The sequence below is a fragment of the Actinomadura sp. 9N407 genome, assembly GCF_044326315.1.
Lineage (GTDB): Bacteria > Actinomycetota > Actinomycetes > Streptosporangiales > Streptosporangiaceae > Spirillospora.
In genome coordinates this window covers 285,552-309,440 of the sequence record NZ_JBIRAW010000010.1, presented here as the reverse complement: position 1 = coordinate 309,440, position 23,889 = coordinate 285,552, and the positions used below count along the sequence as shown (strand labels likewise).

Sequence of the window (23,889 nt, the reverse complement as noted above, 5' to 3'; positions counted from 1 at the left end):
CCTGCGGCCGCGTCGGAGCAGGCGGCACCACCCGCTGGAACAACTCCCACAACTCCTCCGGAACCAACCGCTCGACCATCTCCACGAACGGCAGGCTACAACCGAACCACCAAATGAGATGGCGTCTAAAGCCGACGGAACGCAGCTCGCCGCTGATTCCGCATCATCCCCCCGCTGACCTGCACAAGAACACCACTGACCGGGTCGGTGGCTCCCGGCCATCCCGCATATATCCCGGATCTTGGTCCTAGAGTCCGGAGTGGCCGGCGGACCGGGAAGGCATGCCCGGCGTGCAATCCAGATGACCGAGAAAGGCTCCAAAGCTCTTGACCGAATACACGCTCCGCGCGATCGGGCGCGTCGAGTCGAATCTGACCGACCAGGCGGCGGCACCCCGGCAGCCCGACGAGGGAGCCCCCGACGCCTGGCTCGTCTTCGATGTCCGGTACGCCCCCGCCCTGGACGGCCTGTCCCCGGGCACCGACGTACTCCTGCTCACCTGGCTCGACCGTGCCGACCGCGACACGCTCACCGTCCACCCGCGCGGCGACGCCGCCCGGCCGCTCACCGGTGTCTTCGCCACCCGCGCGCCCCACCGGCCCAACCCGATCGGCCTGCATGAGGTCCACATCCTCGCCATCACCGGCACACGCGTCCACGTCCGCAACCTCGAAGCACTCGACGGAACCCCGATCCTGGACGTCAAGCCCCTCCTCACGCTGAACCGCTGACGCCCTTCGTACCCTGGCCCGACCCCATGGAGCCGCGCCCCCGCCCGAACACGGGCGAGGGCGACCAGACCTAGGAACCTCGACCCACGCGACCTGTCGTAGAAGCCCTGCATCCAGGCAATGGCAGTCCCTGCCCTCCATCTCTGGGCAGGGACTGTTCTGCTTGGCGGGCCTGATGAGCGGCTGACGGCTCCCTGGGGGAGAACGCCCAGAATGCCGCGTTCAGGCAGCGCCGTTGCGCGCCTGCTGTGGGGCATCGATGGGTTGATTGGCTCTATGACCGCTCAGCCCGAAGGACCGACGACGCCTTGTGATCCTGGCGAGGACCCGGCCGCGATCTTCGATGCGCTGCCGCCGTCGCACCAGGGCCCTTAGGAGGCATGATCGGTTTGGTTCCCAAGCTGGCAGCGCGGGCTCGATTCCCGTCACCCGCTCCACCACGAAGGCCCAGGCCAGGGACATGATCCCTGACACTGGGCCTTGATCGTTCAGGGCTCGCGTCGCTCCGTGACGCGGCGTACTCGCCGAGCTTGACTTTGTCTCGCTCTGGGGCCGGTCAAGACCTGGGCTGGTGGATAATCGCCGCACGATGATCAAAGAACTGCCTGATCCGCGTGTGCTGCTGGCTGAGACCGACTGGAACGCCTTGGATACCTGTTATGGCGGGAGTGGCGGGGATGGTTCATTCGGCCCTGGGCTGTCCACGCAGGCGGCATTGGCGGCCTTCACCTCTGGCGACAAGGACGCGATAACCCGGGTCTTCAACCGTATTGGGGATGCCCTGCTGCATCAGAACACTCTCTACGGTGCGACATGTCCGGCGACTCTCTACGTTGCTGCGCTGCTCGCCGACGCCCGCAGCCGGGAGGCGCTGATCCCCGCGTGGGAGGCCGGGCTTCGGCCGTTGCGCGCCAAACTGCTGGACTGGCTGGCGGCAGTGGCTCACATCGTCAGCGACTCCTGGGAGGAGGAGTGGAAGGAGATCATCGGCGACGACTACTTTTGGGGATCCTCGTCCCGGGTACGCGAGATCCGCTCTTGGCGACCCGCTTTCTTCCAGGGGGTTTCCGCCTGCCTCGCCGATCCTGACTCCGCCGTTCGCGAAGCCGCCCACGCTGCCGCGATCCCTCTGCTGGACGCTCCCGAGCTGCTCCATCTTCGGACCGAGCTGATCCCCGTACTGCGCCACGAACTGGCCGTCAGTCGCGACTACAGCCACCGCTTGGGAGCGATCGTCGGACTGCAGGCTTGGGGCGAGGACACCACCGGTTTTGCCGCCCATGCCGAACTCATCGAGTTCGAGCAACGTGAGAAGGAGTGGGAAGAGAAGCGGGCTGCTCAGGGGATGAGGGCTCTCCACGGGCCTTGGGCGGACGACGAACCGCCGTTTTGATCAACCCATCGGCCGCAGCGGAGGACACAGCGTCAGGGCGGCTGATACCGCGCAATGGGAAGCCCGAGCAGGTGCAGCACGTTGCGCGCAATGCTGAACGCTGAGGTCATCGGTGCCGTAGGACGGGCAATTAGCGGGCAATTAGCCAGGATGATCTAGGGTGCTCACGGTCACTTGTGGGAGGGCCGGAGGCAAGGTCAGCGGCCCTAGCAAGCGTGATGGGTTTGGTTCCCAAGCTGACAGCGCGGGTTCGATTCCCGTCACCCGCTCCACCACGAAGGCCCAGGCCAGGGACATGATCCCTGACATTGGGCCCTGATCGTTCCTAAGGTCGATGGCTTCAGTGTCGCGGACGGTGTCAGGACATTCGTTCCCGCCGGAACAGTGGGCAGTGGCAGACCATATGAGGTGGTACCACGTCGTCGTGTTCGTGCCGGATCACATGGGACTGCTCGTCGAGGTACTGCATCTGCTCGGCGGTGAAGTTCCGGGCGTCCCAGATCAGCTTGACCGCTTCGGGGGCGGCGTTTGGCGGCTGGTCGAGTACGTCCACGCCAGCGAGGGCGGCTAGATCGCCAGGGGGGATGCCGAGCACGGTCGCGCAGGCGGCCACCAGATCGGCGGACGTCTCCTTCTGCCGGGAACCCACCATCCGGAGCGTCGTGCGCGCCCACGGACCGAAGCCGGCCAGGAGCCATAGTGCTCCGACGGCGTCGAAGTCCCTCATGTTCCGGTTGCCGAACAGGCGCAGGAGTGTGGCACCGAACCCCGGCACGAACCACTCGTCGTACGCCTGGGGTGGTGCCTGTTCCGGGTGGGCCTGCCTGGGCAGAGACCGAACCAGTTCGAGCACCTGCGGTCCGGCCTGCGGAATGCTGACCAGGTGCCACACAAGGGAACTGACACCCGGCTCCGCAGGCCCCATGGGTGCCAGGTCGTCCGGTACCTGATGTCCTGCGATCAGGAACAGGTCCGAAGTGTGCAGGCCGAGTGCGGGCGCGAGCCCGCGCAGCATCGACGGGCTCGGCTCGGCGCCACCGAGCACCGCCACAAGCTCGGATTCTGGCACGCCGGCGACCGTGGCCAACTCGCCGGCATCAAGCCTTCGATGCGCCAGCAGGCGCGACAGCATCGCCTCGAAGTCCTCCGAGCCCGCCATACCGGCAGGATACGGCGGCGATCGGTCCTCGTGCTCGCCGTGGCGGTCGCCGCCGCGCGACTTCCAGCGCTCGCGCCATGCCCGGCCCTGCGCCCGACCCGCTTGCCCGGTAGTGCGGATGCGGTCGCAGGCCAACAGGAACTGCTGCACAGCACGGGAGTACAGCAACGGCCCCTAACAACGGCTCACGCGGGCTTCCGGCGGCGCACCTCGCAGGCTGGAAGGGGGCGTGACCGGCCTGGAGTGCCGGCAGTTCGGGACGAAGAGATACAGGTAACGGCGTCAGGTCGGCTCATCGAGCTTGAAGCGGGGGTCTCGCGACCAGTAAGTCTCGGGCGGCCTGGGCATGGCGGCAGGGAGAGCCCAGGCCGGTGGTGCAACACCGCGGACCTGCACCACTGGATTGATCAGATGCAGGCGGTACACCAGGTCCCGGAAATCCTCGCTAACGCTTCCGGACCTACGGCCCTTGCGGAACTTCCGGCCAGGATCGGGGCGATAGGTCATGGCCTGCCACATCCGAAACCCTCCGCCGTCCCACCGGACGCGGGCAAGGGCGAACCCCGCGCGTGCACCCGCCGAAGCACCGATGTCGGTGAAGCAGCGCACATCAACATCGATGCGCTGCCCAAGACCGGTGACGGTCAGGCGGCCATCATCCGACAGCACCACATCCCGCGCCAGCAGCAGGTTCACGACAACGGCCGGCACAACCCCCACAACCATGTGAGCCAGGTAAACCAAAGTCCCTGCGTCCAGGGCCAGCAAATACAGCGGGAACAAGGCAGACGCCGCTACAACCACGATGATCACGGTGATCCCCGTCGGCAGATACGCCCGATAATGGAGAGAAACTCTACCCGCGCCGTCACTCTCCGCCATCGGCCCCAACTCCATCACGACCGGCGATCACTCACACCATCAGCCTGACATTCCACAACTCGCTCGACAATCCCTTGATCTTTGGGACGGGGCGCTGAGTGCCCAATGTGGACCCCTCACCGGTGAACGTGCGGAGGTGCCACGGTGTACCCATGCGGAGGTCCTTAAGGCGGAGTCACAGGCCACCAGGCGCGAAAGCGGGCTAGACGCTCGCAGACGGTCCGGACGACGAGGAGCGTGATGAGGCCCATGCCGATCACGATCGGAGCGGCCAGCCACATCGCCCAGCCCATCCAGGTCGCCGGGGACCAGACCCACAGCAAGCCGAAGAGAATCCCGAAGCCGGCCACGCCCAGCGCGCCGACGTAGACCCAGCGGGACGAGGATCGGTGTCACCTCTCGCTCCAACTTCACATCGATCGGAGCAGCGAACACGGAAGGGCGTCGCGGGGGGCGTGGGGAGTCGCCGGGAGCCATCACGGAGGCAAGATCACCGCATGAAACAAACGGAGGTCAAACCCGGTCTCTCTGTACCTCTCGGCGTGCCCTGCGCGTGCCCGTAGGGCGGTTAATCGCGAGGACTCAAAGGGTTTCACGGTAAGACAACGAGAACGGCCCCTGACCGGGTTTTGCCTGTTCAGGGGCCGTTTCTGCTGGTGTGGCGGGTCCAGGGTTCGAACCTGGGTGGGCCAAGCCGACGGATCTACAGCCCGCCATGGATCTTGGCGCCACTCCCCCACTGACCTGCACGGGAACCGGCATCGTCACCCCGTGAACGCTGAGCCATCCCGCGCATATCCCGTGAGGCGGCGGCCCGTTGTCGCATGGTGTCCGGTCCCCGTGAGGCCTTGGGCGTGCGGCGTAGCCGCTGTTCTTCTCCCCACCTTCCCCCCCCGGCCCCGACGAGACCTGCACTTAGCGACGGACACGGTTCCGTCAAGGGTGGCCGTAGGCCATCGGCGCAGCCGACGCGCAGCGCCCTTGACGGGTTCTGGCCGTCGCCATCCTCGACGGGTCGGGGTCGGGGTCGGGGTCGGGGTCGGGGTCGGGGTCGGGGGAGCCCCGCACCTTTCCAGGCGGCCTGCAACTCTCCTGGTGCGGGGAACTCTTGGCGTGAAGCTAGAGGGACATCCAGCAGTACAGATGCCTGCGTTGCTCGCGTGTTCGCTGGGCGATCTCGCGTAGTCCGCGCATGATCTGCTCCAGTTCGAAGGGGTCGGCCGCGCCCCAGAACTCCTCTGTCTGTGACCAGGGCGGGGCCGCGGCAGCGAACTGGTCGTCACTCGCATCTGCCATGAGGGTCACGAAGTCGTCGGAGACGGTCACAACCCATTGCCCGATGTCGCTCTCTTCGTTGGGAGCGATGAGGTCGGCATGGCGGGGACTGCTGCTGACCTGTTCGTAGGGGCGTCCCGTGAGGATCGCCTCAAGGGTGCCTAGCTGAACAGCCGGATCAATCCCGCCTTCTACGTGCTCTTTCGGTGGTTGCCCTTCAGGCGGGTGGCCGGGACCCGCACCCCAGTCGATGATCTGGGCGGCCTCATCGTCGGTTGTCGCGATGAAGTAGTCGTAGAGAATCCCCATGCGGAGCAACATTGCCAGACGCTTTGCAACAGCTCGAAGCACCCTGCGGCTCGCCGGGAGGCGGCGCGACACCGGGACCGCCGGCGGCCGGGTGGCAAAGCTTGGGCTGCGCGATGCGCGGCCGGGCGCGCGGGGCCGGGGGACCGGCGCCCACGCCGCACGCCCCGGCCGCGCTGGCGGCGGGCCGCGCCAACGGCGCGAGCGCCGCCGCCCTTGACGGCCGTACGACCTTCGCCACGCCGGGGTTTCGCTCTGGTTCAACTCCGGTGTTCCGGCAACCGACGTCGCCGAACGGGCGGGGCACAGTGTGAAGGTCCTGCTCCAGTCACTGCTGTCAGCCACCGACTCCGGAAGACGCGTACCCGGTCAGCACGGGCAACCCCGCTGGCGACCGCACGCGACCGTGATCGTCCGCCGTAACGGGCACGCCCCCGTTGCCTGTCACCCGCCCTTCTTGGCAGCTTCCTCCCGGCTCAGGCGCTCAAGCCGTCTGCTGGCATGAACGTCGGTCTTGGCTCGCATGGCCAACTCCTCAACTCGCCCGGCTCTCGCAAGTAGGTCCATGTGCCAGAGGTGCGCATTGTGCAGGAAGGAGTCCCTGCTGTAGCACTCAGCGACCGATTCAATCACTGAGATGGCTTCGTCCAGGTCGCCGCGCTCTTCCGCTGCCTGAGCTACGTCGTGCCACTCGTACATCCGAGCAGTATGACCGTGGCCGCTGCACGGTCCGAAGTGCTTAGTCGCGCGGACGGCGCGACGGTGTGACAGACGAAATCGCGCGAATGAGTGCTTCGGCGCGCGGGAGTCCAGAGGGCTGCGAAGCCCTTTGGTTCGATCTCGTCCAAGTGTCCCGCGCTGCGACCGTCAGACGGGCGGCGGCGTGTACCCCGTGGCGACGGTTGGCTGGGGGCCGGCGCCCGGCGGCGCGGGCCGCGGCCGTCCGGGCCGCCGGTCGGTGACCGGCGCCCACGCCGCACGCGCCGGCCGGCGGAGCCGGGCGGCCGGTGCGGCGACGCGAGCGCCGCCGCCCCTTGACCCCTGAGCAACGCGGGCTCAACCTCCGGCCGGTGAGTGAGATCCGTACGGTTCCGATCCCTCCGGCGCTGGTGAAGATCCTCCGCGAGCACATCGCGACCTACGGGACGGCTCCGGACGGGCGGATCTTCCAAACCGAACGCGGTGGCATCGTCGGCTCGACCGCTTATGGCGATGTGTGGGCGGCGACTCGCGCCCTGGCCCTCACTCCTGCCCAGGTCGTCTCTCCCTTGCCTCGGCGGCCGTACGACCTTCGGCACGCGGGGGTGTCGCTGTGGCTCAACTCCGGTGTTCCGGCAACTGAGGTCGCCGAGCGGGCGGGGCACAGCGTCAAAGTTCTGTTGCAGATCTACGCCAAGTGCATCGAGGGCCAGCAGGATCGGGCCAACAGACGGATCGACGATGCGCTCGACGAGTAGCGGGCAGGCTGGGCCCAATGCGGGCCCAAGCGTCGGCGGGCTCGGCTATCTTGCGGGGACCCTGGTTCATGCCGGGGTCCCTTCGCCGTTCCTGGACGGACCTGCGGAAACGCTCCGGATTCCATTCCGCGTATATTCCGCGACCAGTGACATAGGGCTGCTTCTGGTGGCGTCCGGCTGCGTGCGGGGGATCCTGGGACGCGAACAGCCTCTGACCGTTTTACCTGGTCAGAGGCTGTTTCGCTGGTGTGGCGGGTCCAGGGTTCGAACCTGGGTAGGCTAAGCCGACGGATTTACAGTCCTCCCGCCAAACCGCTCTGACCTGCGACTTCCCAGTCGTGAACCCAAACTTCGGCCCGTATTCGGCACAAGCACCGAACACGCCCTGCACGGCCTCGGCCGGCTGGACGGTGAACACGCGCAGCTGGCTCGCCGACATCATGCCTGGGTTCAAAGGATGTCCCCCTCGGAGTGCTGGTGTGGATCTGACGAGACTAGCGAGTGGACACCTTCCAGCCGGGACCTTCGAACGGCTTCCAGCCGGTCGGAGCCTTCCCGACCAGGCACACGCACAGCCGAAGATGCCACGGAACGTCAGGTCCGTTCGTGCGCTCAACCAGTATTCTGCTGCCCCCCTCATCGCGAACCCTGTGGACATACTCCAAGAGCAAGTCTGGCACCCAGCCCAGCGAGTACTCGCCACTGCTTGTCACAAGGAGCGCCCTTGGATTCACCGGGTTAGATGGCTCGTCGATGAGCGTGAGTTCGTCGCCAGATTTGAGGTCTGCGATGCGTTCCTCAGCTCCGAACTTCGCCATGTGCCGCACCCCATGAACAAGGAACGAGTACTTGGTTGACCCATCAGCTTGAACAGGGGGCTCTGGAAACAGCATGATCGCGTCCCCTTGACGAATCCCCGCAGAGCGGCTGAGGATCTCCATGGGAGCAGCATCTTCACCCAGACCAAGGGTCTCCAGATACCGAACATAATCTGGACGCTTTGGGTCCATAACTCGCTGCCGGAACAACGGGAAGAGGCGTGTGGAGTCGTAGGAGCTAGCGAGGTCAGGAAAACCGATGAACGGCTTAAATCCTTCCACTTCAGACGCGCGCTGCAGGTATCGGAATGAGTAGCGGTTGCCCTGCTGTTCCAATCTGCCGACCGGCGAAATACTCCGGCTCTGCGGGTGCTGCCACGCCACAAGCAGGCGGTTGACCATGTCGGCGCTGGCTTGATCTTGAATCTTACTCTCGGCGGCACTACGCATCCAGCAGCCTCCTGCGGTTGATCTCTAGAAGCTCTACAACGAACATACCCGCGACGTCTGACATTCCGGGAGTACCAGCGACGAGCGAGGCCCAAGCCTCCTTCTCGATCTTGGATAGCTGCGCCATCCAGTGCTGGTGAGCCTTCGGGGACGCTCTCGCCAGCGCCCGATGTGCGAAGTCGACCAGCGAGGCGTCCTTGCCGTCCTGGTACCTGTGAGCGGTCGCCTTCCTCGTTGCGAAGTTCCCAACCTCACCCGAAGCGAGAATTTGCTCCAATTTGGATCTCGCTAGGTGATAGCCAAGGCTGCTCGCGTGATCGTAGGAAGGCGATAGGCAGGGGGCGTCACTAGGACCGGGCCCTCGCAGAACGGCCCAGTTCTCGGAGTGACGGTCTCGGTTGGCGATCCAGGCGTCAAGGACCAGGAAGCCAGCAAAGGTGTCAAATGCATCGAACTCGGACGGCAACCCCGGCCATCCCGGAGGGGCGGCATAGCCGCGGAGGACTCGCTGCACATTTTGCAAAGTGTGACCCACATGCCCACCCTTGCGGGTCAGGTCATATTCCGGATCCAGGGCGCCCACCAGTACAGTCCCGGGCTGCATCTCCCAATGCTGGGGTTTGAGATTGAGCGAGATACTTCCAGGCACGCCGTCGCGGCTAGCCATCTCCACCTCGGCTGCAGGCACGCTCAAAAGCCGTGCTAGCTCCGCCGAGATCTTCTCTGCCCAGTCTTCTCCCTGTCTGGGATCCAGTTTCGAATGAGGATTTGCGTGATGTGTCACCGGCTTGTAGAGCCAGCGGCGCCCGGTAGCCGGCTCGATCAGCCAGAGCTTTTCTTCCAAGCCCGCGGTCTCAAACGCCGCCACTTCCCACTTGGTGACGTCTACCACCTGGAAGACTGTGCTGCTCACCGAACCACTCTAGTGGCGGAACTGGAGAGTCCGTGGTCCATGCCAACACTTTGCCCAGGCACGGCGACGTTCCTCCGGACCGTCCCGTTGTTGGCATCGCCTCAGCATGCCCGTCCCGGAGGGTGCTCCCGCGCGAACGGCGAGACATTATGACAGACAGTTTCGCGCGGGAGCACCCTCCGGCCCGCGGGGGGCTGGGGGTCGCGAGACCCCCGCTTCGGGACGCCCAACCAGCGCTTGGCCATCAGCGCGGTGACCGTCTGCTTTTCAGCTATAGCAAGGCCCCAGCCGAGTGCGTGGAGGTCGAGGTCGGACGGCTGTCGGCGTGGGCTGGTGGTTGAGGTTGCTGTCACTGCTGGGGCGCTGACCTTGGTGCGCCAGCCCCGCGCTGGCCGTTTGTGTTGGCTGGCTTCATCGGCGCGTTGGTGACGAGTCAGTCATCTTCGGCAGACTTCAGGGCGGCCGCGTAGCCGATCTCTATGGCCTGGGTCAGCATATGCAGGACCTCCGAGGGCACATACAAGAGGCCGCTACCCGACATGAGGTTGGCCGCCGCTTCGCCGACTGTACGCTCGTGACCACTGCCGTCTACCTCGATCTCCCAAAGGGCACCGATCCTCTGGATGCAGTCGTCAAGCTCCCCACTTGATACCTCAGGCATCGGCCCAGTATCGGGCTGTCCACCGCGGTTGAATACCCCCTTGATCCGGCTGCAGGGGTCGGGGTGGTGCACACCCCGGCTCCAGCTTGCATATCCGCCTGGCGTCCGCTCTTGTCCACCGCTGTCCAAGCCTGCGGTTAGCGCCGCGTTCGCAAGATCGGTAGGCAACGAACCAGTTCCGACTGCGCCCCACGCCAGTAGGAGACTACAGACGGTGTTCTAAGCGGGACTTGCCCGTCTCGCCCCGGAGTGCTCGTCCGCGCGAACGATGGGACGGTGTGACAGAGCTTCTCGCGCGGACGAGTGCACCGGCTCGCGGGGGTCTGGGGGCGGCGAAGCCCCCAGAGGCGCGCTCGCCCGGCCAGTTCGATGCACACCACAACCAGAACCTCGCTTGCCGCCCTGACCGTATGGCCCAAGTCCTCCGTACGCTCCATAACGGGGAGAATCGCGTCAGGAACCACGTAGCCTCTCAACGTGACCTCGAGCCCCGACCTCACGAAGAAGCGCCTGCGCGTGTACGTCGTTGCTCGGTCCGGTGAGGTCGAGCTGAAGGGCCGGGCGGTCAAGGTTGCCCCTGGGCCGATCGTTCTGAGCGTCGTCGGCCACGCCAGCCGAAGGATCCGCGTCGATGGCACGGACCGTCGGCTCTCAGGCGGAACTACGGGTGTCCTCACACTCGACTACACGCGCTCGACAGGCTTCCACAGAGTCGAGGTCGACGGTCAGGTATTTTGGTTCGCTACCGAGGACCGCAAGCTGCGTCTCGAGGGCATCACACGGATGTTGAGCCATCTCCAGAGCCTTGGGACCGGATGGACTGGTCAGGCCCTGTTCTCCGATGGCAGCGGCTACCTGGATCCCCACGTCGTCTACGGGTGGTTCGACGCCAACGCGGACGAGGCGCTGGACGCCATCGAGACCGTGCTCGCCGCACCGCGTACCGATGAGGTCTCGGTCCGGGCGTTGAGCCGCCGTGGCGGGAGTTCGGTCCTCTCTATCCCGACGATGCGATTTCTCAGATCCGACCCTCGGAGGAACGTGATCGAACAGGAAGATGGCTTGCTGACCGCTGCGGGTAAGAGATACACCCCGACCCGCGTGGTCGCGCGCCGACGCCAGCGCACCGTGGACACTGTGGCCAACCGCCGCGCTGTGCACCTGCTCGGTCTCATCCACCACCTGCTGTCCGAAGTGATGCGCACAGAACTCCCCTCCGGACCCCGAGCTCGGTGCCGACTGTGGCGGGAGCGCGTCGGACGGCTCTCCACCCAGTCGCTCGCGGTAAAGCTCCGGCTGAAGCCGAGCGCCCTGGCAGCGCCCCGCCACGGCCCCGAATACACCGATCGCAGCTACATTAAGGTCTTCGACCTCACGAGGATGGTCGGTGAGTTCGGATGGTCGGCCAGCACGGACCCGGCACGCCGGTACAGCTACATCAAGAGTGCCGACTGGATCTATCAGGCATACGCCGCGCACCGCGTCGCGTCGGTGCTCGGGCTCACCCAGACGGCTGGCGCGCTCGGGTCCAACCCGCTCGCATTCACGGGACCTGACTTCGACCTGTACTACGACACGCTTCCGCCTGCCGAGGTCATCGCCTCGTGGCGAGCCCTGACTCCGGTCCCTGACGCGTCGAAACCCGATCTGCTGCTCCATGAGAAGGCAACAGGCAAGGTCGCAGTGCTCGACGCCAAGTACAGGGTCGGAAAGGACGGCCACGCCACGGAGGACAGCCGGAAGGAGGTCGCCGCGTACCAGAGCCTCTATGGGCTCTCGTCAGTCGCGATCATCTACCCGGGTGTGGACCGGGAGGCTAGGGTGATCATGGACCATGACAAAAGCGTCGTCGAGATCCCCGTCGTGGGCCCGGACGACGGGCTGGAGGAGGCGATTGTCCACGTCCTGGACCGGCTGGAGTCGCCCCCGTACTTGTAATGCCTCAGAGAAGCGGCAGGAGCTCGTCGGACGGTCCGGCCATCGTCTGGTCGATCAGGCGACCGATCTCCTCTGCGTTGGGTAGTGTCGCCGACGCTGCGAGCAGAGGTTGCACGTCGGAGTGTGTCCCCCGAAGCTGATGCACGAGCTTGTCGGCGACGGCGTGGCCCAGGGCAGTCAGCTCTGCTCCTGTGTACCGCTCAGCCATCACGAGCGCCATCACGATGTCCCGAAGGATTCCGAGCGTGAACCATGACCGACCGCTTGCGGTCTCGAGGACGGCGTTGGCCACGCTCACCAGTGCCTGCTGGGCCTGCGCGCTGAAGTCCACGCTGCCGGACACTGAGCGGAGCGCCGTGAGTCTGAGCGCGTCGAACTGCGACGCGCGTCCCGCGTTCTCGCGATCCTCGACGCGGTTTCGTTCGTTGGCGATGAGCGCCTCAATGACGCCTGTGACGGCAGTGTCCGGATCATCCTCGTAGCGGTCGCCGAGAACGTTGGGCATCGTGATCGTGGTCGATCTGCGCTTGGTCGGCGAGCTCACGCGGGTGCGGGTCTCAGGCTCGTCGCGGAAGGAGTTGCAGGTCGCGAGGACGAAAGTGTCAATCGGCAGGTTGGCGACCTCTCCGTTCGGTAGTCGGACGAGCCTCTCGCGCTCCTGGGTGGCGACGAGGACCGCCGACAGATAGGTTTCCACCGAGGCCAGATTGAACTCCTCGAAGATCACGACCCGGGCTTCGAGTGGGGCGTCGTCGAGGAGGATCGCGCGCGCGAAGTCCTGCAGATGGACAGTCCCGTCGAGTCGCTCGTAGCCGATCAGCTCGGCCTCGTCGAAGTCGGCTCGCACTGGAATTAGCAGCGGTGCGTCCAGGTCAAACTCCTTCTCCATCGCGCTTCCCAGGAGGGTCGCGAACAGGGTCTTTCCCGTCCCGGGCTGGCCCACAAGCACGACCATGTCGCCGCGGAGCCAAGCGGTGAGGACGCGCCCCACAAGACCGGGAGGCAGCTGGAAGCCCTTCGCCGTGACGCGACTCTCCAGACTCGTGATGACGGTCGACAGGTCGTCGGTGACACTCGGAGCTGGTGGAAGGGCACCGAGTTCCTGGTAGGTCTCGTCGGAGACCGGATCAGCCGCGAATGGGACGGTTCGGTACTCCGCCGGGATGTCGTCCTGGAAGATCGTTCCCACCAGGTCGCCGCGCTGTGGCTCGAACTCTTGCTTGAACCAGGCGTCGAGCTTGTCGATGTCGTCTGCGCCCAGCCCGAGGCCGGCGGCACTGAGGATCGCGGGGTCGATCGCCGAGGTATCGACGCTGCGGCCGATCCAGAGCGCCAGGTCGATCAACCGAACGGGTTTCTTCGTCTCCGCGAGGAGGTCTGCGCCCGCGGTCGGCGTGAGGCCCCACACATCCCCCGACAGCCCGGTTTGGGCTCGCTTGCGCTGAATCAGGACCTCACCACGATTCGCACGCTGGCTCCGCTGGCGCTGGAGCCCTCCGCCGGCGAACTTTCGCGTTTGCCAGGTCGGGTCGTTGCTCCAGATGGCTCGGTACGGACGATGCGGATCGGGTGCACCGGGAAGCGCGTAGAAGTCCTTGAGGTACTGCTCTTCGACGCCGCCGCCGTATGGGACCTGAGCCGTCGTAGGGTCGACCTGTGCCTTCCTCGCCTCGCGAAGAAGTGCAGGTAGCGTCACGACAGTTAGGGCGTGGGCACCTTCGATCGCTGCGGCAGCTCCGAGGAGCAGACGAGCGGGCACATATGACATGGGCCAACGCTACTTCAGGCTGCCCCAGCACCGCACAGAGAGCGAAACGATCCGGATGACCTATGCGGTCGACTCGTCAAGCTTCTCTAGGTTCTCTGAGATGAACGCACAGAAGTCCGGGTTGAGTTCAATGCCCACCGAGGACCTGCCCATCTCGTCTGCGACGTACATGGTGGTTCCTCCGCCAACGAACGGGTCAAGGACTGTCCCGCCTTCCGGGCATCCGGCCGCTATGCATCTCTCAACGAGCGCGCGCGGGTACGGCGCGTAGTGCGTGCCGCGGGCGAGCGACCTGCGATCCGGCTCGATGAACCACACGTCCTCTTCGCCGTCAAGGCCCTCGCGATCGAAGAAGTAGCGCGGTGACTTCGAGAACAGGAAGATGTGCTCGTACTTGCGCCAGGGGCGATCCTTGCTGGTCGGCTCCGGGATCGCCGACTTCCGCACCCAGATGATGGTGCTGCGAAGCGTCCAGCCATCTTCCTGCATCGCCAGCGCGACGCGCCACGGGATGCCGATCAGAGACTTGCGGGGGAGGCCGAGTCCGGGGCCGTCCACCGCGCGAAGACCAGGCAGGCGACGACTGCGGTGCTTATCGTCCTTTCCATGCGGTTTGCCCTTGGCGCTGTAGTACGTGTCTCCCAGGTTGAGGAAGACCACGCCGTCATCGGCCAATGCCGGACGCAGCGCTGCGAACGTCTCGCGGAGGTTCGTGACGTAGCCGTCGATCGTGGGCTCGAGCCCGAACTGGCCGTCGACCTCGTAGTCGCGCTGCCAGTAGTAGGGCGGGCTGGTGATGACGCAGTTGATCGAGCCGGGAGTGAGCGCGCTGGAGACAACCTTGCTGTCGCCATTGAAGACCGTCCACGACGTGCCGCTGTCGCGCTCACCCGAGGCGTACGGCGGGTCCTCTTGGTCGAAGTCCTCGTCATGCATGGACGATAGGTTCGCAGCGGGTTCTGACATTCCATCAGTGTAAGACATCTCCGACGGAGGTTTGCACTGGGGTGCCAGCGTGTCACAAGACCTGACTCGATCACCTGAGAGGCGGTCTGGGGACCGTAGGCTCAGACCGTGTCGAATGCAGCCGAGAGTGACCTAAGGGCCCTCGCCGTGCACCTTGTGGGGCCAGCGGAGATCGGCGAGCTGTTGGGCGTCGATTCGAACACGGTGAACGTCTGGAAGGTGAGGCATGCACAGTTCCCAGCGCCTGTGCGGCGTCTGCGCTCGGGCGACATCTGGGACAAGCGTGAGGTCATCGCCTGGGCGACGGCAACAGGTCGCTATCCGACCGAAGCGGAGACCGTGAAAGCCCCTCCGAAGAGCTGACGGGGCCGCACACCTTCGTTGTCATGGCCTCGACCGCCAACCCAGACGAACCATGACGAGATGACCGTCAGAGCGAAATCTGGCGGTGGACCCCTCGACGGCTTCTATCTCCCCTGTTGCAAGCCGGGGCCGGTTGGCCGGGGCGGGTCGGCCCGGAGAGGCCGCATGCCCGGCCCGGACGGACCGGCGGCGCCGCGTAGCGGCGCCCTTGAAACCGTAGAGAAAGTTCTCATTCTGAGCCGTCTGCTCTGCTCAGGGCCTCCTGCATCAGGGTGCACGTGGCTGTCTGGCGGCAGGTTCCTGCCCTGGTCATCTCGGCGCGGAGTGACGCTGGGGCGTTGGGATGGTGGGCGACGGCTTCTCGGTCGCCGAGGTTGCGGCTGCCATGAGTTCGGGACTCCAGGTCGGCGAGTCTGCGCAGGCCCGCCTCAGGCATCTGAGGGTTGAGCAACGCGTTCCACGCCACTGTGTGGTGCGCGTCGTCGGCAAGGTGACGTAGGACCTCCGGCGGCGTACGCCGGTTCTTGGCGAGCGCGATCCGAACAGCCGTGATCGGGTCACTGACCAGCTCGTGAAGCCGCTCGGGCTGGCCGCCTTGGGCCCTTGCTTCCAAGACACGCCGGTAGCCGGCCAACTGCTCGGCGCGTGAAGTCGTCCCGGTCACCTAGCGATGTTCTCAGACCGGACCCCGTGCCCTAGGTGCTCAGTTCATGAGTTTGCGGAGGGTGTCGCGGGTTTGTTCGGCGAGGCTGGTGGCTGCGCCTAGGCGGTTGTCGATGGTGTGGCGGACGCCCGGCGGGGGCTGCTCGGTGTTGAGGGTGCTGGTGTACTCGTCCCAGTGGTTGAGTTTCCAGTGGTCGCGTGGGGCGTCGCGGACTTCGATGTACTCGCGCATGGTGTCGATGTCGTTGTGGACCCAGATCGCGGTCACGTCCACGCCTTTGGCCTGGCATCGGTGGGTGAGGCGGGGTAGCCACCCGTTGGTGTTGAGTTCGGTGATGAACGGGGCGGCGAGGATGATCGAGACTCCGGACTCGATGTTGCCGTAGGCGCTGTTCATCAGGCTCCGGTACTCGTGGGGGCGTACCTGGGTCTTGTATAGGTCGGTGTGGCGGTCGTGGGGGTCGGCGGCCATGGAGATGAGAAGGCGTTCGGTGGTGCGGCGGGTGAGGGCGTCCTTGTCCAGGCAGGCCCATCCGGTGAGGCCGGACAGGAAGCGGGCGAACTCGGTCTTGCCCGATCCGGCGTAGCCGCCGACCAGGATCAGGACGGGGCCGGCTCCGGCGTTGGCGACTGCTCGGCCGTGCCAGGCGTTGGCGATGCGGGCCTTGAGGTCGTTGGCGCCGGGGAAGAACGCTGACAGGTCGAACGGGTCGCCTTCGGGGCTGGGCTGGTTCCCGCGGGCGTGGGCGGCCATGCGTTCCAGGACGGCGAGCGGGACGTTGTGCGCGCGGGCGATGTAGGGCAGCCAGTCGTCGGGGACGCGTCCGCCGCGTTCCCAGCGTGAGACCTCGTTGCGGGTGAGGCTGCCGGACTCTGCCAGCTCGCAGAGCAGCTCCGCTTGGGCGCGCTGGCTTCGGGTGCCGCGTAGGCGCGCGAGGTACGTGCCGAACTCTTTGCGTCGCTCGGTGGTCATCGGCGGCCACCTCCCCTGTGTTCAAGTCTGGCCCCCTGCTGGCCCCCTGTCAGGCGCCTTTGCCGAACACGCATGCGCGGGAATTTGGAACGGCTCGATTCCTGCAGACGGATCCGGCGGTGAACGGCTGGGTTCGGGCTCGAACGTGAGGTCTCCCGTGATGCATACGTACGCAAACGCCGATGATCAGGCGCTTATCCGGCTCCGCGCGGACTTTTCCGGTCATCGCATCTGGAGGTCGGTCCGCTATGACGGACGGCTCGGCGACTGGGTGGCGACGCTGCATGACCCGGCGGCCGGCCTCGATCCCACGGTGATCCGCAGGGATCCCGGTGCGCTGCGTACGGCGCTGGAGGCCGAACGGCGGATGGCGATGCAGCGCAATGGGGCCCGGTGATGGACGGCGAGGGAGCGCCTGTCACGTCACCGGCTGGGGCCGCTTGCCGCGGGGCGGTCTCTGAGGGGGAGGAGAAGGCGGCGCGGTCGGTGGGGTTCCCCCCGGACACACCGGCCGCGTCGTCCTTCGCGGCTCGCTGGCTGCGGGCTTGGGCCTGTCGGCGGCTCGATCGGCTGGCGCGTGATCTGCGGCGCGCTGGCTGGGCGACGGCTCGGCGGTACGAGCATGACCCGCCGGTACTGCACGTGTTCGCGCCGAGTGCCCCGTCCGTGGGGGACAGCGTCTCGGTCGTCCGGGGGCCTGGGCTGTGGTGGTATCGGTCGAGTACGGGCGCATGGCTCGGGCCGTGTCAGGAGCCCTGGCGGGCGGCTGGTTCGGTTACGGAGCAACTCGCCCTGTGGTGCATCACCACGGGTGGCGTGCGGCGTGCGCGATGACGGGCGATCCGTGGCGCGGTCCGCCGGCTGAGGTCGCCGTGGGAGATCTGCGTGAGCAGTTTCCGGGCGTGGTGCTGTGGTTCGGCTCGCACACCGGGCGGTTCTGGGCGCTGGTACGGGTGGCCGGCTTCCCCCGGCTGGTGGAGGCGATCACTCCGCAGGAACTCGCGATGGCGATCCGGGCGCCTCGGGGCTGGCCCTGGCCGCCGCAATAACGATCAGAGCTTCACGGCCTCGATGACCTGACGGGCCGCTTCGGCGGGCTCGGCCTGGTCGGTATGAACGGCCAGGTCGAACGGCAACGCGTCGGCGGCCCGTAGATCGGCGTCCGTCTCGTCCCATGCCCGTAGGCGCTTGGGGGTGTCGGCGTCCCCGCGCTGACGTGACCTCTCGGCGCACACCTCGCGCGGCACCCACAGGAGTACGGCTGTCCAGTCCAGCGGAACTGACGCGCGCAGGCGGTCCAGGTCGGCGAGGTTGCCCATGTGCACGACCGGGACGCGCCCGGCCTCGGTGATGGCCTCGATGTCATGGCGGTCCACGGCGTAGCGATTGCCGTAGCGCCCGGTTTCGACGACCAGGCGCCCGGCCTCACGCAGTGCGGTGAGGTCGTCGGCCGACACGGATCGGTATCCCGTGGTGCGGCCCGTTCCGGCTTTGAGCTTGGCCAGCAGTGCGAAGCGGTCGTCTTGGCGTGCCAGTTCGGCCGTGATGGTGTCCTTGCCGCTGGTCGGTGGGCCGTACAGGATCACGCCTTGCCTGGTCACCCCAGGATCTTACGAAGGATGTCGCGCGTCTGGTCGGCGATGCTGATGGCGGCGCCCTGCCGGTTGTCGATGGTGAGGTGAACGCCCGGCGGGCTGGCCTCGGTGTTGATGCCCTGGCTGTACTCGTCCCAGTGGGTGAGCTTCCACGTGTCGCGCGGGGCGTCGCGGAACTCGATGTACTCCCGCATGGAGTCGACGTCGCAGCGAACCCAGATCGCGGCGACCTCGACGCCCTTGGACCTGCAGCGGTTGGTGAGGCGATTAAGCCAAGCCTCGTCGTTCAGTTCCGAGATGAACGGAGCGGCGAGGATGGTCGATATGCCGCAATCGATGTTGTCGTTCGCGGTGTCCATCAGGCATTTGTATTCAAGCGGCCTGATCTCGTTCAGATAGAGATCGGTGTGACGGTCGTTCGCGTCACCGCCCATGGAAGTCAGAAGACGCTCGACCAATCGCCTGGTCAGAGAGTCCTTGTCCAGGAACGCCCATCCGGACACGTCGCCGAGGAAGCGGGCGAACTCGGTCTTGCCTGATCCGGCGTACCCGCCGACCAGGACGAGCACGGGCTTGTTGTGCCCGTCGCTGAGGGCTCGGCCTCGCCACGCGTTGACCAGACGGTCTTTCAGGGTGTCGCCGGCCGTAGGGTCGCCGTCCTGGGTGCCGTCGGTCACCTTGTTCAGGCCACGGGAGATCGTGACGGCGGCCTCCTCGGTGGCCGCTGGGCTGGCTCCCGGCGCGGGCATCGGCAACGCCGCGTCCTCCGCGACCGGCTCACCTGGCAGAGGCAGCCGAAACCCAAGGTCGGGTTCGTTGGACTGGTACATCAGGCAGTACGCGCGCCGGTAGTGCGGGCCTGGGTAGACGGTCCCGCTCTCGTGGCCCCAGAGGGTCTGGAAGTTGGCCGCAACGCGGAGCTCTGCCCGGTGGGCGACTTGGCGCAGCTCGTTTCCGGCTGCCTCCAAGCTCAGGCCGTGCGCCTCGCGTAGCTCGCGGAGCCTGAGGGGCTGCCAACCGGGACGTTCCTTGGTTGCGGTCATGCGCTCGACCTCTCCGTTCACTGTAGATAGCGGCGCAAAGCGGACGCTTAAACGGTCTACACGGGGGATGTGAAAGCGGATGTATAAGCCCGCGTGAAAGCTTTTGATGATCGATAAGTGATGGGCTCTGCGCGTCTCCCGCGATGGAATATCGGTGTGCCGAACGAGGGAACCGATCATGACGGGAGACGATTTCGAGTGACGGCGGAGCGCAAGCGGCGGCGGACTCCGGGGGAGCTGCTGGCACAGATTCTTGCGGAACTGGACGACCTCACTTGCCGGATCGACGAGCTTTCGGCGGCCCTGGAAACACGCTCGCCTCAAGCCGGGCGACCCGCTCCCCCAGCTCCCGGACGGCGCCGAGAACCTCCGTCAGTTGGTCGGTGAGCGTGTCGTCCCCGGCGAGCGGGGCCGGCGGCTCGTCCGTACTTCGGTCCCGGATGAACACGCCCTTGCCCTGCTGGCCGATCACCACGCCTTCGGTGCGCAACACGCTGATGGCGGCCTTCACTACACCGGCGGACACGTCGTACTGCACGCGTAGCTCCGCGGTCGACGGCAAGGCGTCACCGGGCCCCAGTCGACCGTCTGTGACCTGTTCTCGCAGGTCATCCGCGATCTGCAGATACCCCGGCCGTCCTGTCCTCTTGACCATCGTCCGCCCTCCGTCATGGCTGCGCACTCAAGTTCAGCACAGGCGACCGGCCAAGGGAACCATGGTGCCCTTGACAACTTAGCCGTCTAAGCAGACTATGCTGTCCAAGTGCTCAGCCGATCTCAGGAGGTCTCATGCGCAACATTCCGGTAGACGTCTCGGTTCTGACGTTCGTGTGTGTGTCGCCGCCGCGCCCGAAGCTGGTCAGTCAGGACACCGGTGAGGTGAAGGTCGACCGTGCGGGGAACACGGTGTTCACCGTGGGGTTGTCGGCGGCCGACCCGATGGGCCGGGTGGAGCTGATGAACGTGTCGGTCTCCGGCGACCAGGACGTCACGATCGGGCAGATCGTCGCGCCGGTGGGCCTGGTGGCCTTCCCGTGGGAGCAGACCCGCAACGGCGAGAAGCGCTGGGGCATCGCCTACCGCGCCAACCAGATCGCGCCCGCCGCCGTCCCGTCCGCGCCGTCGTCGGGGTCCGCTGCTGCGGACGCCGCCTGAACGGGGGCCGCGACGTGAATGACACGCTCCTCATCGCGCTCGGGGTCCTGGCCCTCGTCGTGGTCGGGCTGTGGGCCTGGCGCCGCTGGCACCCGGTCTCGTTCTGGTACGGCGTCGCGTTCCCCGCCCGCGCGGTACTGGTCTACCTGACCTGGCATCACGTCGCCTCGGGCTGCAAGCTCACCCGCAACCGGCGCCGCTGGCGGCTGACGCTGGATGCGGTTCCGGTGTTGGGGCCGGCGGCCCGGTCGGCCTCCGGCATCGTCCAGCACAAGCGGCGGATGCGGCGGGTGGACATCGAACGCGCTCCCCGCCTCGGCGCCCTGCGGCCTACCGCGCTCGGCTGGCGGGTGCGGCTGCGGCTGCATGACGGCCAGGTCCCCGCCGACTACGAACGCGCCGCCGAAGGCATCGCGCACGCCTGGCGCGTCCACGCCGTCCGGGTCGTCGACGTCAAACCGGGCCTAGTCACCCTGTGGGCCACGATGCGCGACCCGCTCACGACGGTGGAGACCGTTCCGCAGACTGGTGAGCTGCTGCAGGTGCGGCCGGGGAAGCTGGAGAACGGTCGTGACTGGGTGATCGATTTTCGGGCGGTGCCGCACTGGCTGAACGCGGGCGCCACCCAGTCGGGCAAGTCCAACCTGGCCAACGCCATCATCGCGGGCCTCTCGCCTCAACCGGTCGCCCTGATCGGGTTCGACCTCAAAGGCGGCGTGGAGTTTACCCCGTACGCGCCTCGGCTGTCGGCGCTGGCCACCACCCGTAAGGAGTGCGTCGACCTGCTGGCCGAACTGGTCAGCGAACTAGAGAGCCGCATGGCGGTGTGCCGCGCGCACGGCGCCCGCAACGTGTGGAACCTGCCCGAACACCTGCAGCCGGTTCCGATCGTGCTGCTGATCGACGAGGTCGCCGAACTGTTCCTGATGGCCGACAAGAGCGAGAAGGACGAGGTGGCCCGCACCGGTACCGCCCTGCTGCGGGTCGCCCAGCTCGGCCGGGCGTTCGCGGTCCACCTGATCGTGTGCGGCCAGCGCATCGGCTCCGACCTCGGCCCCGGCGTCACCGCCCTACGCTCCCAACTGTCCGGCCGCGTCTGCCACCGGGTCAACGATCCCGAGACCGCGAACATGACCTTGGGCGACATGGACCCCGCCGCCCAAGACGCCGCCCGCGCCATCGCCGCCGAAACCCCCGGCGTCTGCGTGGTCGCCGGCCAGGACGGCTCCTGGCACCGGGCCCGGTCGGTGTACGTCTCCGAACACGCTGCTGAGCAGGCCGCGCGTGACCACGCGCACCTGACCCCGGCCTGGGACGCCCTGATCGGCTCCGTCCCCACCACCCGCCCGGCTCTGCCGGACGCCGCGTAACCCACCCCGCCCCCTCCCCTGCGGCTCGGCGTGAGCCCTGATCACGCCACGTCCCTACCCGCCCCATGCCCGAAACGGCTCTCTGGAGGTTCCCTGTGACCGCCCTCGTCCTGGCTGTTCGTCCCCGTCCCCGCCGCGCCTCCGTGTCCCGTCCCCGCTCGTCCCGGCCGTCCTGGACGGTCCCGGCCGTGACGATCGGCTGGGACGGGCTGGGGTCCCTGCACATCGCCCACTGCGGACGGTGCGCCGAGTCGTCCGCCTCGACCCGCCTGGGTGAGGTCGACGACTGGGCCGACTCTCACCGCTGTGACGCTGAGCTGGCCGCGCTGCTGGCCGAGATCACCGCCCGGCGGACGGCATGACCCGGCGCCTGGCCGGGGCGGTCGCCGACTCCGGACCCGTCCTGATCCTCGCGAGCATCGCGGCGGCCGGATCGTTCACCCACATCCGCGACACCGCCACCGAACACGGCCAGGGCGGCTGGATGGCCTGGGCCATCGCCATCTGCATCGACCTCACCTGCGTCATGGCCGCCCGCGAACGGCAACGCGACAAGCGCACCGGCCGCGCTGCGGGGCGGCTGTCGTGGCCGACGCTCGTCCTGATCGGCGGAATCCTGCTCTCGCTGGCCGCCAACCTCGCGCAAGCGGACCCGACGGCGTGGGGCTGGATCACCGCGGCCACTCCCGCCGGCGCCTTCCTGGTCGCGGTCTCGATGTTGGAGCGCCGCGCAACCGGCCGACCTCACCCCGCCTTCGACCGGTCGGCCGTTCCGGTGGCGGATGCGATGACCGCCCCGCCGTCCTTCGGCCATCCCTCCGCCTCTGCTGTGCCGTCCGGCTCGTCCTCGTCGTCCTGGGCGCCTGAGGTGCCGGACGGGGCCCGTCCTGAGATCGCCGCTGCCGTCCCGGCCCGCCCGGACGAGCAGGACGCGCGGGACGGCGGCCCGCATACCCAAACGACCATTCCCGTCCCCGCTCCGGCGCCCGCTGCGGAGACGCCGGACGGCTCCTCGGCCTCCTCGTCGGCGGGGCCGCTGGTGGAGTTCGCCCGCCGCGTGGCCGCCGAGCACCACCACCAGCACGGGCGGCCGATCACCCGTGACGCGCTGCGCGGGCGGCTGGGGGTGTCCAACCAACTCGCCTCCGACCTGCTCCGCCAGATCCGCACCGAAACCGCCTGACACCCCAAGCAAGGGAGACCGCGCCATGACCGCTGAAACCAACCCGATCGTTCCCGGTGACCTGTTTGCCCGGCACCAGGTCATCACCGGCCTGCGCGCGCTGGCCGACTTCCTGGAAGCCAATCCCGCCGTACCGGTCGACGAGTACGGCGAGACCTTCACCGTCTACCCCCGCGACACCTGCGACGGCCGGACCGCGGTGGAGTTGGTCGACCAGGCCGCCGAACTGCTGGGCGTACCGGTCGACGACCGCCGCGACATGGGCGGCCACTACACCGCCACCCGCTCCTTCGGGCGGGTCCGCTACAGCGTCATCCACATCCCCGACCGCGTGATGAACGACTTCCACGCCCGCAACAGCTACGCCCACAACGTCATCACCACCACCCCCGCCACCTCGGCTGAGCGAGTCGCCTGATGACCACCCCCGCCCCTGACCAGGACGCTGCTCCCGCCCCGGCCCCGGCACCGGTCCCGGTTCATCTGGCCGTGCCGGGTGCGGGGTGGGCGTGCTGCCACTGCGGTGCCACCGGCCTGACCGGCGACGGCCACACCTGCCCCCACTGCGACGGCACCGGCCACACCCACTAACGACGGGAGTCCTCGTGTTCCTGCGCCGCTGCGCCTTCATCACCTGCTGGCTCGTCCTGGCCCTCTACCTCCTGCGCCACCCCACCGGCGCCGCGCACTCCCTCACCGCCATCTTCGGCGGCCTCGCATCCCTTGCCGACGCCCTGGCCGCCTTCTGCAAAGCCCTCTAACCCACACGGCCATACCGCCCCGCTCGACGGACAAAGGGAGAACCGCACCCGTGCACGACTCCGCTG

28 protein-coding genes, 2 tRNA genes and 1 pseudogene are annotated in these 23,889 nt (G+C 67.0%); 14 read left to right on the top strand and 17 right to left on the bottom strand.

The window, feature by feature from the left end:
- Window positions 1-85, bottom strand: a pseudogene (locus ACH34Q_RS18930) (IS5/IS1182 family transposase); the annotation flags it as partial.
- Window positions 86-326: 241 nt separating this feature from the next.
- Here ACH34Q_RS18930 and tsaA point away from each other — a divergent pair.
- On the top strand, window positions 327-731 hold the full coding sequence (tsaA, locus tag ACH34Q_RS18925; protein ID WP_395984271.1) for a tRNA (N6-threonylcarbamoyladenosine(37)-N6)-methyltransferase TrmO: 405 nt from the start codon (window positions 327-329) through the stop codon (window positions 729-731).
- Between the two features lie 589 nt (window positions 732-1,320).
- Window positions 1,321-2,124 (top strand): hypothetical protein, encoded by an 804-nt coding sequence (locus ACH34Q_RS18920; RefSeq protein ID WP_395984270.1) that lies wholly within the window; start codon window positions 1,321-1,323, stop codon window positions 2,122-2,124.
- A gap of 358 nt (window positions 2,125-2,482) precedes the next feature.
- On the opposite strand, the gene ACH34Q_RS18915 is transcribed toward ACH34Q_RS18920, so the two are convergent.
- From ACH34Q_RS18915 to ACH34Q_RS18895, 5 genes are all read right to left on the bottom strand, one after another.
- Complete coding sequence (locus ACH34Q_RS18915; RefSeq protein WP_395984269.1) at window positions 2,483-3,433, bottom strand: helix-turn-helix domain-containing protein; 951 nt, start codon at window positions 3,431-3,433, stop codon at window positions 2,483-2,485.
- 132 nt (window positions 3,434-3,565) lie between these two features.
- Window positions 3,566-4,165 (bottom strand): hypothetical protein, encoded by a 600-nt coding sequence (locus ACH34Q_RS18910; RefSeq protein WP_395984268.1) that lies wholly within the window; start codon window positions 4,163-4,165, stop codon window positions 3,566-3,568.
- 659 nt (window positions 4,166-4,824) lie between these two features.
- Window positions 4,825-4,902 (bottom strand) — tRNA-OTHER (locus ACH34Q_RS18905).
- Window positions 4,903-5,284: 382 nt separating this feature from the next.
- Complete coding sequence (locus tag ACH34Q_RS18900; RefSeq protein WP_395984267.1) at window positions 5,285-5,749, bottom strand: hypothetical protein; 465 nt, start codon at window positions 5,747-5,749, stop codon at window positions 5,285-5,287.
- Window positions 5,750-6,190: 441 nt separating this feature from the next.
- Window positions 6,191-6,445: a hypothetical protein gene (locus tag ACH34Q_RS18895; RefSeq protein ID WP_395984266.1), complete on the bottom strand. Its 255-nt coding sequence runs from the start codon at window positions 6,443-6,445 to the stop codon at window positions 6,191-6,193.
- 371 nt (window positions 6,446-6,816) lie between these two features.
- Between ACH34Q_RS18895 and ACH34Q_RS18890 the strand changes: the two genes are divergently transcribed.
- On the top strand, window positions 6,817-7,203 hold the full coding sequence (locus ACH34Q_RS18890) for a hypothetical protein (protein ID WP_395984265.1): 387 nt from the start codon (window positions 6,817-6,819) through the stop codon (window positions 7,201-7,203).
- 249 nt (window positions 7,204-7,452) lie between these two features.
- On the opposite strand, the gene ACH34Q_RS18885 is transcribed toward ACH34Q_RS18890, so the two are convergent.
- The 4 genes from ACH34Q_RS18885 to ACH34Q_RS18870 form a co-directional block, all read right to left on the bottom strand.
- Window positions 7,453-7,537, bottom strand: a tRNA-Tyr gene (locus ACH34Q_RS18885).
- A gap of 160 nt (window positions 7,538-7,697) precedes the next feature.
- Entirely contained in the window at window positions 7,698-8,471 is a 774-nt protein-coding gene (locus ACH34Q_RS18880) for a hypothetical protein (RefSeq protein ID WP_395984264.1), read from the bottom strand.
- Complete coding sequence (locus ACH34Q_RS18875) at window positions 8,464-9,384, bottom strand: hypothetical protein (protein ID WP_395984263.1); 921 nt, start codon at window positions 9,382-9,384, stop codon at window positions 8,464-8,466. The genes ACH34Q_RS18880 and ACH34Q_RS18875 overlap by 8 nt, the downstream gene beginning before the upstream one ends.
- 433 nt (window positions 9,385-9,817) lie before the next feature.
- On the bottom strand, window positions 9,818-10,045 hold the full coding sequence (locus ACH34Q_RS18870) for a hypothetical protein (RefSeq protein ID WP_395984262.1): 228 nt from the start codon (window positions 10,043-10,045) through the stop codon (window positions 9,818-9,820).
- 477 nt (window positions 10,046-10,522) lie between these two features.
- Between ACH34Q_RS18870 and ACH34Q_RS18865 the strand changes: the two genes are divergently transcribed.
- The gene (locus tag ACH34Q_RS18865; protein WP_395984261.1) at window positions 10,523-11,983 is read left to right on the top strand and encodes a DUF2357 domain-containing protein; all 1,461 of its coding nucleotides are present in this window, start codon (window positions 10,523-10,525) and stop codon (window positions 11,981-11,983) included.
- 4 nt (window positions 11,984-11,987) lie between these two features.
- Here the strand turns inward: ACH34Q_RS18865 and ACH34Q_RS18860 are convergent, their stop codons facing one another.
- Window positions 11,988-13,751, bottom strand: a complete 1,764-nt coding sequence (locus ACH34Q_RS18860; protein ID WP_395984260.1) for an AAA family ATPase — start codon at window positions 13,749-13,751, stop codon at window positions 11,988-11,990.
- A 60-nt stretch (window positions 13,752-13,811) separates the two neighbouring features.
- A complete protein-coding gene (locus ACH34Q_RS18855; RefSeq protein WP_395984259.1) occupies window positions 13,812-14,687 on the bottom strand; it encodes a DNA-methyltransferase in 876 nt (291 codons plus the stop codon).
- A 138-nt stretch (window positions 14,688-14,825) separates the two neighbouring features.
- On the opposite strand from ACH34Q_RS18855, the gene ACH34Q_RS18850 reads away from it, so the two are divergent.
- A complete protein-coding gene (locus ACH34Q_RS18850) occupies window positions 14,826-15,080 on the top strand; it encodes a hypothetical protein (protein ID WP_395984258.1) in 255 nt (84 codons plus the stop codon).
- 229 nt (window positions 15,081-15,309) lie between these two features.
- Here ACH34Q_RS18850 and ACH34Q_RS18845 read toward each other — a convergent pair whose 3' ends face one another.
- Together ACH34Q_RS18845 and ACH34Q_RS18840 are read right to left on the bottom strand one after the other, a co-directional pair.
- Window positions 15,310-15,744 carry a hypothetical protein gene (locus tag ACH34Q_RS18845; protein WP_395984257.1) on the bottom strand — a complete coding sequence of 145 codons (435 nt, stop codon included), beginning with the start codon at window positions 15,742-15,744 and terminating at the stop codon, window positions 15,310-15,312.
- Window positions 15,745-15,783: 39 nt separating this feature from the next.
- Entirely contained in the window at window positions 15,784-16,716 is a 933-nt protein-coding gene (locus tag ACH34Q_RS18840) for an AAA family ATPase (protein WP_395984256.1), read from the bottom strand.
- Between the two features lie 160 nt (window positions 16,717-16,876).
- Here ACH34Q_RS18840 and ACH34Q_RS18835 point away from each other — a divergent pair, with 160 nt between their 5' ends.
- Both ACH34Q_RS18835 and ACH34Q_RS18830 read left to right on the top strand, forming a co-directional pair.
- Complete coding sequence (locus tag ACH34Q_RS18835; RefSeq protein ID WP_395984255.1) at window positions 16,877-17,113, top strand: hypothetical protein; 237 nt, start codon at window positions 16,877-16,879, stop codon at window positions 17,111-17,113.
- 475 nt (window positions 17,114-17,588) lie between these two features.
- Complete coding sequence (locus ACH34Q_RS18830) at window positions 17,589-17,765, top strand: hypothetical protein (protein WP_395984254.1); 177 nt, start codon at window positions 17,589-17,591, stop codon at window positions 17,763-17,765.
- A gap of 3 nt (window positions 17,766-17,768) precedes the next feature.
- Here ACH34Q_RS18830 and ACH34Q_RS18825 read toward each other — a convergent pair whose 3' ends face one another.
- The 3 genes from ACH34Q_RS18825 to ACH34Q_RS18815 form a co-directional block, all read right to left on the bottom strand.
- Window positions 17,769-18,317: a guanylate kinase gene (locus tag ACH34Q_RS18825; protein ID WP_395984253.1), complete on the bottom strand. Its 549-nt coding sequence runs from the start codon at window positions 18,315-18,317 to the stop codon at window positions 17,769-17,771.
- Window positions 18,314-19,354 (bottom strand): AAA family ATPase, encoded by a 1,041-nt coding sequence (locus ACH34Q_RS18820; RefSeq protein WP_395984252.1) that lies wholly within the window; start codon window positions 19,352-19,354, stop codon window positions 18,314-18,316. The genes ACH34Q_RS18825 and ACH34Q_RS18820 overlap by 4 nt, the downstream gene beginning before the upstream one ends.
- A 271-nt stretch (window positions 19,355-19,625) precedes the next feature.
- A complete protein-coding gene (locus ACH34Q_RS18815) occupies window positions 19,626-20,009 on the bottom strand; it encodes a GntR family transcriptional regulator (RefSeq protein ID WP_395984287.1) in 384 nt (127 codons plus the stop codon).
- Between the two features lie 134 nt (window positions 20,010-20,143).
- Here ACH34Q_RS18815 and ACH34Q_RS18810 point away from each other — a divergent pair, with 134 nt between their 5' ends.
- The 7 genes from ACH34Q_RS18810 (at window position 20,144) to ACH34Q_RS18780 (ending at window position 23,823) form a co-directional block, all read left to right on the top strand.
- A complete protein-coding gene (locus ACH34Q_RS18810; RefSeq protein WP_395984251.1) occupies window positions 20,144-20,509 on the top strand; it encodes a hypothetical protein in 366 nt (121 codons plus the stop codon).
- Between the two features lie 14 nt (window positions 20,510-20,523).
- Window positions 20,524-21,879, top strand: a complete 1,356-nt coding sequence (locus ACH34Q_RS18805; protein ID WP_395984250.1) for an FtsK/SpoIIIE domain-containing protein — start codon at window positions 20,524-20,526, stop codon at window positions 21,877-21,879.
- Window positions 21,880-21,974: 95 nt separating this feature from the next.
- Window positions 21,975-22,241: a hypothetical protein gene (locus ACH34Q_RS18800; protein WP_395984249.1), complete on the top strand. Its 267-nt coding sequence runs from the start codon at window positions 21,975-21,977 to the stop codon at window positions 22,239-22,241.
- On the top strand, window positions 22,238-23,062 hold the full coding sequence (locus ACH34Q_RS18795; RefSeq protein ID WP_395984248.1) for a DUF2637 domain-containing protein: 825 nt from the start codon (window positions 22,238-22,240) through the stop codon (window positions 23,060-23,062). Before ACH34Q_RS18800 ends, ACH34Q_RS18795 begins: the two co-directional genes overlap by 4 nt.
- A 25-nt stretch (window positions 23,063-23,087) precedes the next feature.
- A complete protein-coding gene (locus ACH34Q_RS18790) occupies window positions 23,088-23,480 on the top strand; it encodes a hypothetical protein (RefSeq protein WP_395984247.1) in 393 nt (130 codons plus the stop codon).
- The gene (locus ACH34Q_RS18785; protein WP_395984246.1) at window positions 23,480-23,653 is read left to right on the top strand and encodes a hypothetical protein; all 174 of its coding nucleotides are present in this window, start codon (window positions 23,480-23,482) and stop codon (window positions 23,651-23,653) included. Before ACH34Q_RS18790 ends, ACH34Q_RS18785 begins: the two co-directional genes overlap by 1 nt.
- Window positions 23,654-23,667: 14 nt before the next feature.
- The gene (locus ACH34Q_RS18780; RefSeq protein ID WP_395984245.1) at window positions 23,668-23,823 is read left to right on the top strand and encodes a hypothetical protein; all 156 of its coding nucleotides are present in this window, start codon (window positions 23,668-23,670) and stop codon (window positions 23,821-23,823) included.
- The last annotated feature ends 66 nt before the right edge of the window (window positions 23,824-23,889 follow it).

What these genes read in the sequence shown, in the direction of transcription:
- ACH34Q_RS18920 (WP_395984270.1), top strand. Translation starts at nt 1,321, where the DNA reads ATGATCAAAGAACTGCCTGATCCGCGTGTGCTGCTGGCTGAGACCGAC.
- ACH34Q_RS18910 (WP_395984268.1), bottom strand. Translation starts at nt 4,165, where the DNA reads ATGGCGGAGAGTGACGGCGCGGGTAGAGTTTCTCTCCATTATCGGGCG.
- ACH34Q_RS18900 (WP_395984267.1), bottom strand. Translation starts at nt 5,749, where the DNA reads ATGGGGATTCTCTACGACTACTTCATCGCGACAACCGACGATGAGGCC.
- ACH34Q_RS18895 (WP_395984266.1), bottom strand. Translation starts at nt 6,445, where the DNA reads ATGTACGAGTGGCACGACGTAGCTCAGGCAGCGGAAGAGCGCGGCGAC.
- ACH34Q_RS18880 (WP_395984264.1), bottom strand. Translation starts at nt 8,471, where the DNA reads ATGCGTAGTGCCGCCGAGAGTAAGATTCAAGATCAAGCCAGCGCCGAC.
- ACH34Q_RS18870 (WP_395984262.1), bottom strand. Translation starts at nt 10,045, where the DNA reads ATGCCTGAGGTATCAAGTGGGGAGCTTGACGACTGCATCCAGAGGATC.
- ACH34Q_RS18860 (WP_395984260.1), bottom strand. Translation starts at nt 13,751, where the DNA reads ATGTCATATGTGCCCGCTCGTCTGCTCCTCGGAGCTGCCGCAGCGATC.
- ACH34Q_RS18855 (WP_395984259.1), bottom strand. Translation starts at nt 14,687, where the DNA reads ATGCATGACGAGGACTTCGACCAAGAGGACCCGCCGTACGCCTCGGGT.
- ACH34Q_RS18840 (WP_395984256.1), bottom strand. Translation starts at nt 16,716, where the DNA reads ATGACCACCGAGCGACGCAAAGAGTTCGGCACGTACCTCGCGCGCCTA.
- ACH34Q_RS18835 (WP_395984255.1), top strand. Translation starts at nt 16,877, where the DNA reads ATGCATACGTACGCAAACGCCGATGATCAGGCGCTTATCCGGCTCCGC.
- ACH34Q_RS18820 (WP_395984252.1), bottom strand. Translation starts at nt 19,354, where the DNA reads ATGACCGCAACCAAGGAACGTCCCGGTTGGCAGCCCCTCAGGCTCCGC.
- ACH34Q_RS18815 (WP_395984287.1), bottom strand. Translation starts at nt 20,009, where the DNA reads ATGGTCAAGAGGACAGGACGGCCGGGGTATCTGCAGATCGCGGATGAC.
- ACH34Q_RS18810 (WP_395984251.1), top strand. Translation starts at nt 20,144, where the DNA reads ATGCGCAACATTCCGGTAGACGTCTCGGTTCTGACGTTCGTGTGTGTG.
- ACH34Q_RS18795 (WP_395984248.1), top strand. Translation starts at nt 22,238, where the DNA reads ATGACCCGGCGCCTGGCCGGGGCGGTCGCCGACTCCGGACCCGTCCTG.
- ACH34Q_RS18790 (WP_395984247.1), top strand. Translation starts at nt 23,088, where the DNA reads ATGACCGCTGAAACCAACCCGATCGTTCCCGGTGACCTGTTTGCCCGG.
- ACH34Q_RS18785 (WP_395984246.1), top strand. Translation starts at nt 23,480, where the DNA reads ATGACCACCCCCGCCCCTGACCAGGACGCTGCTCCCGCCCCGGCCCCG.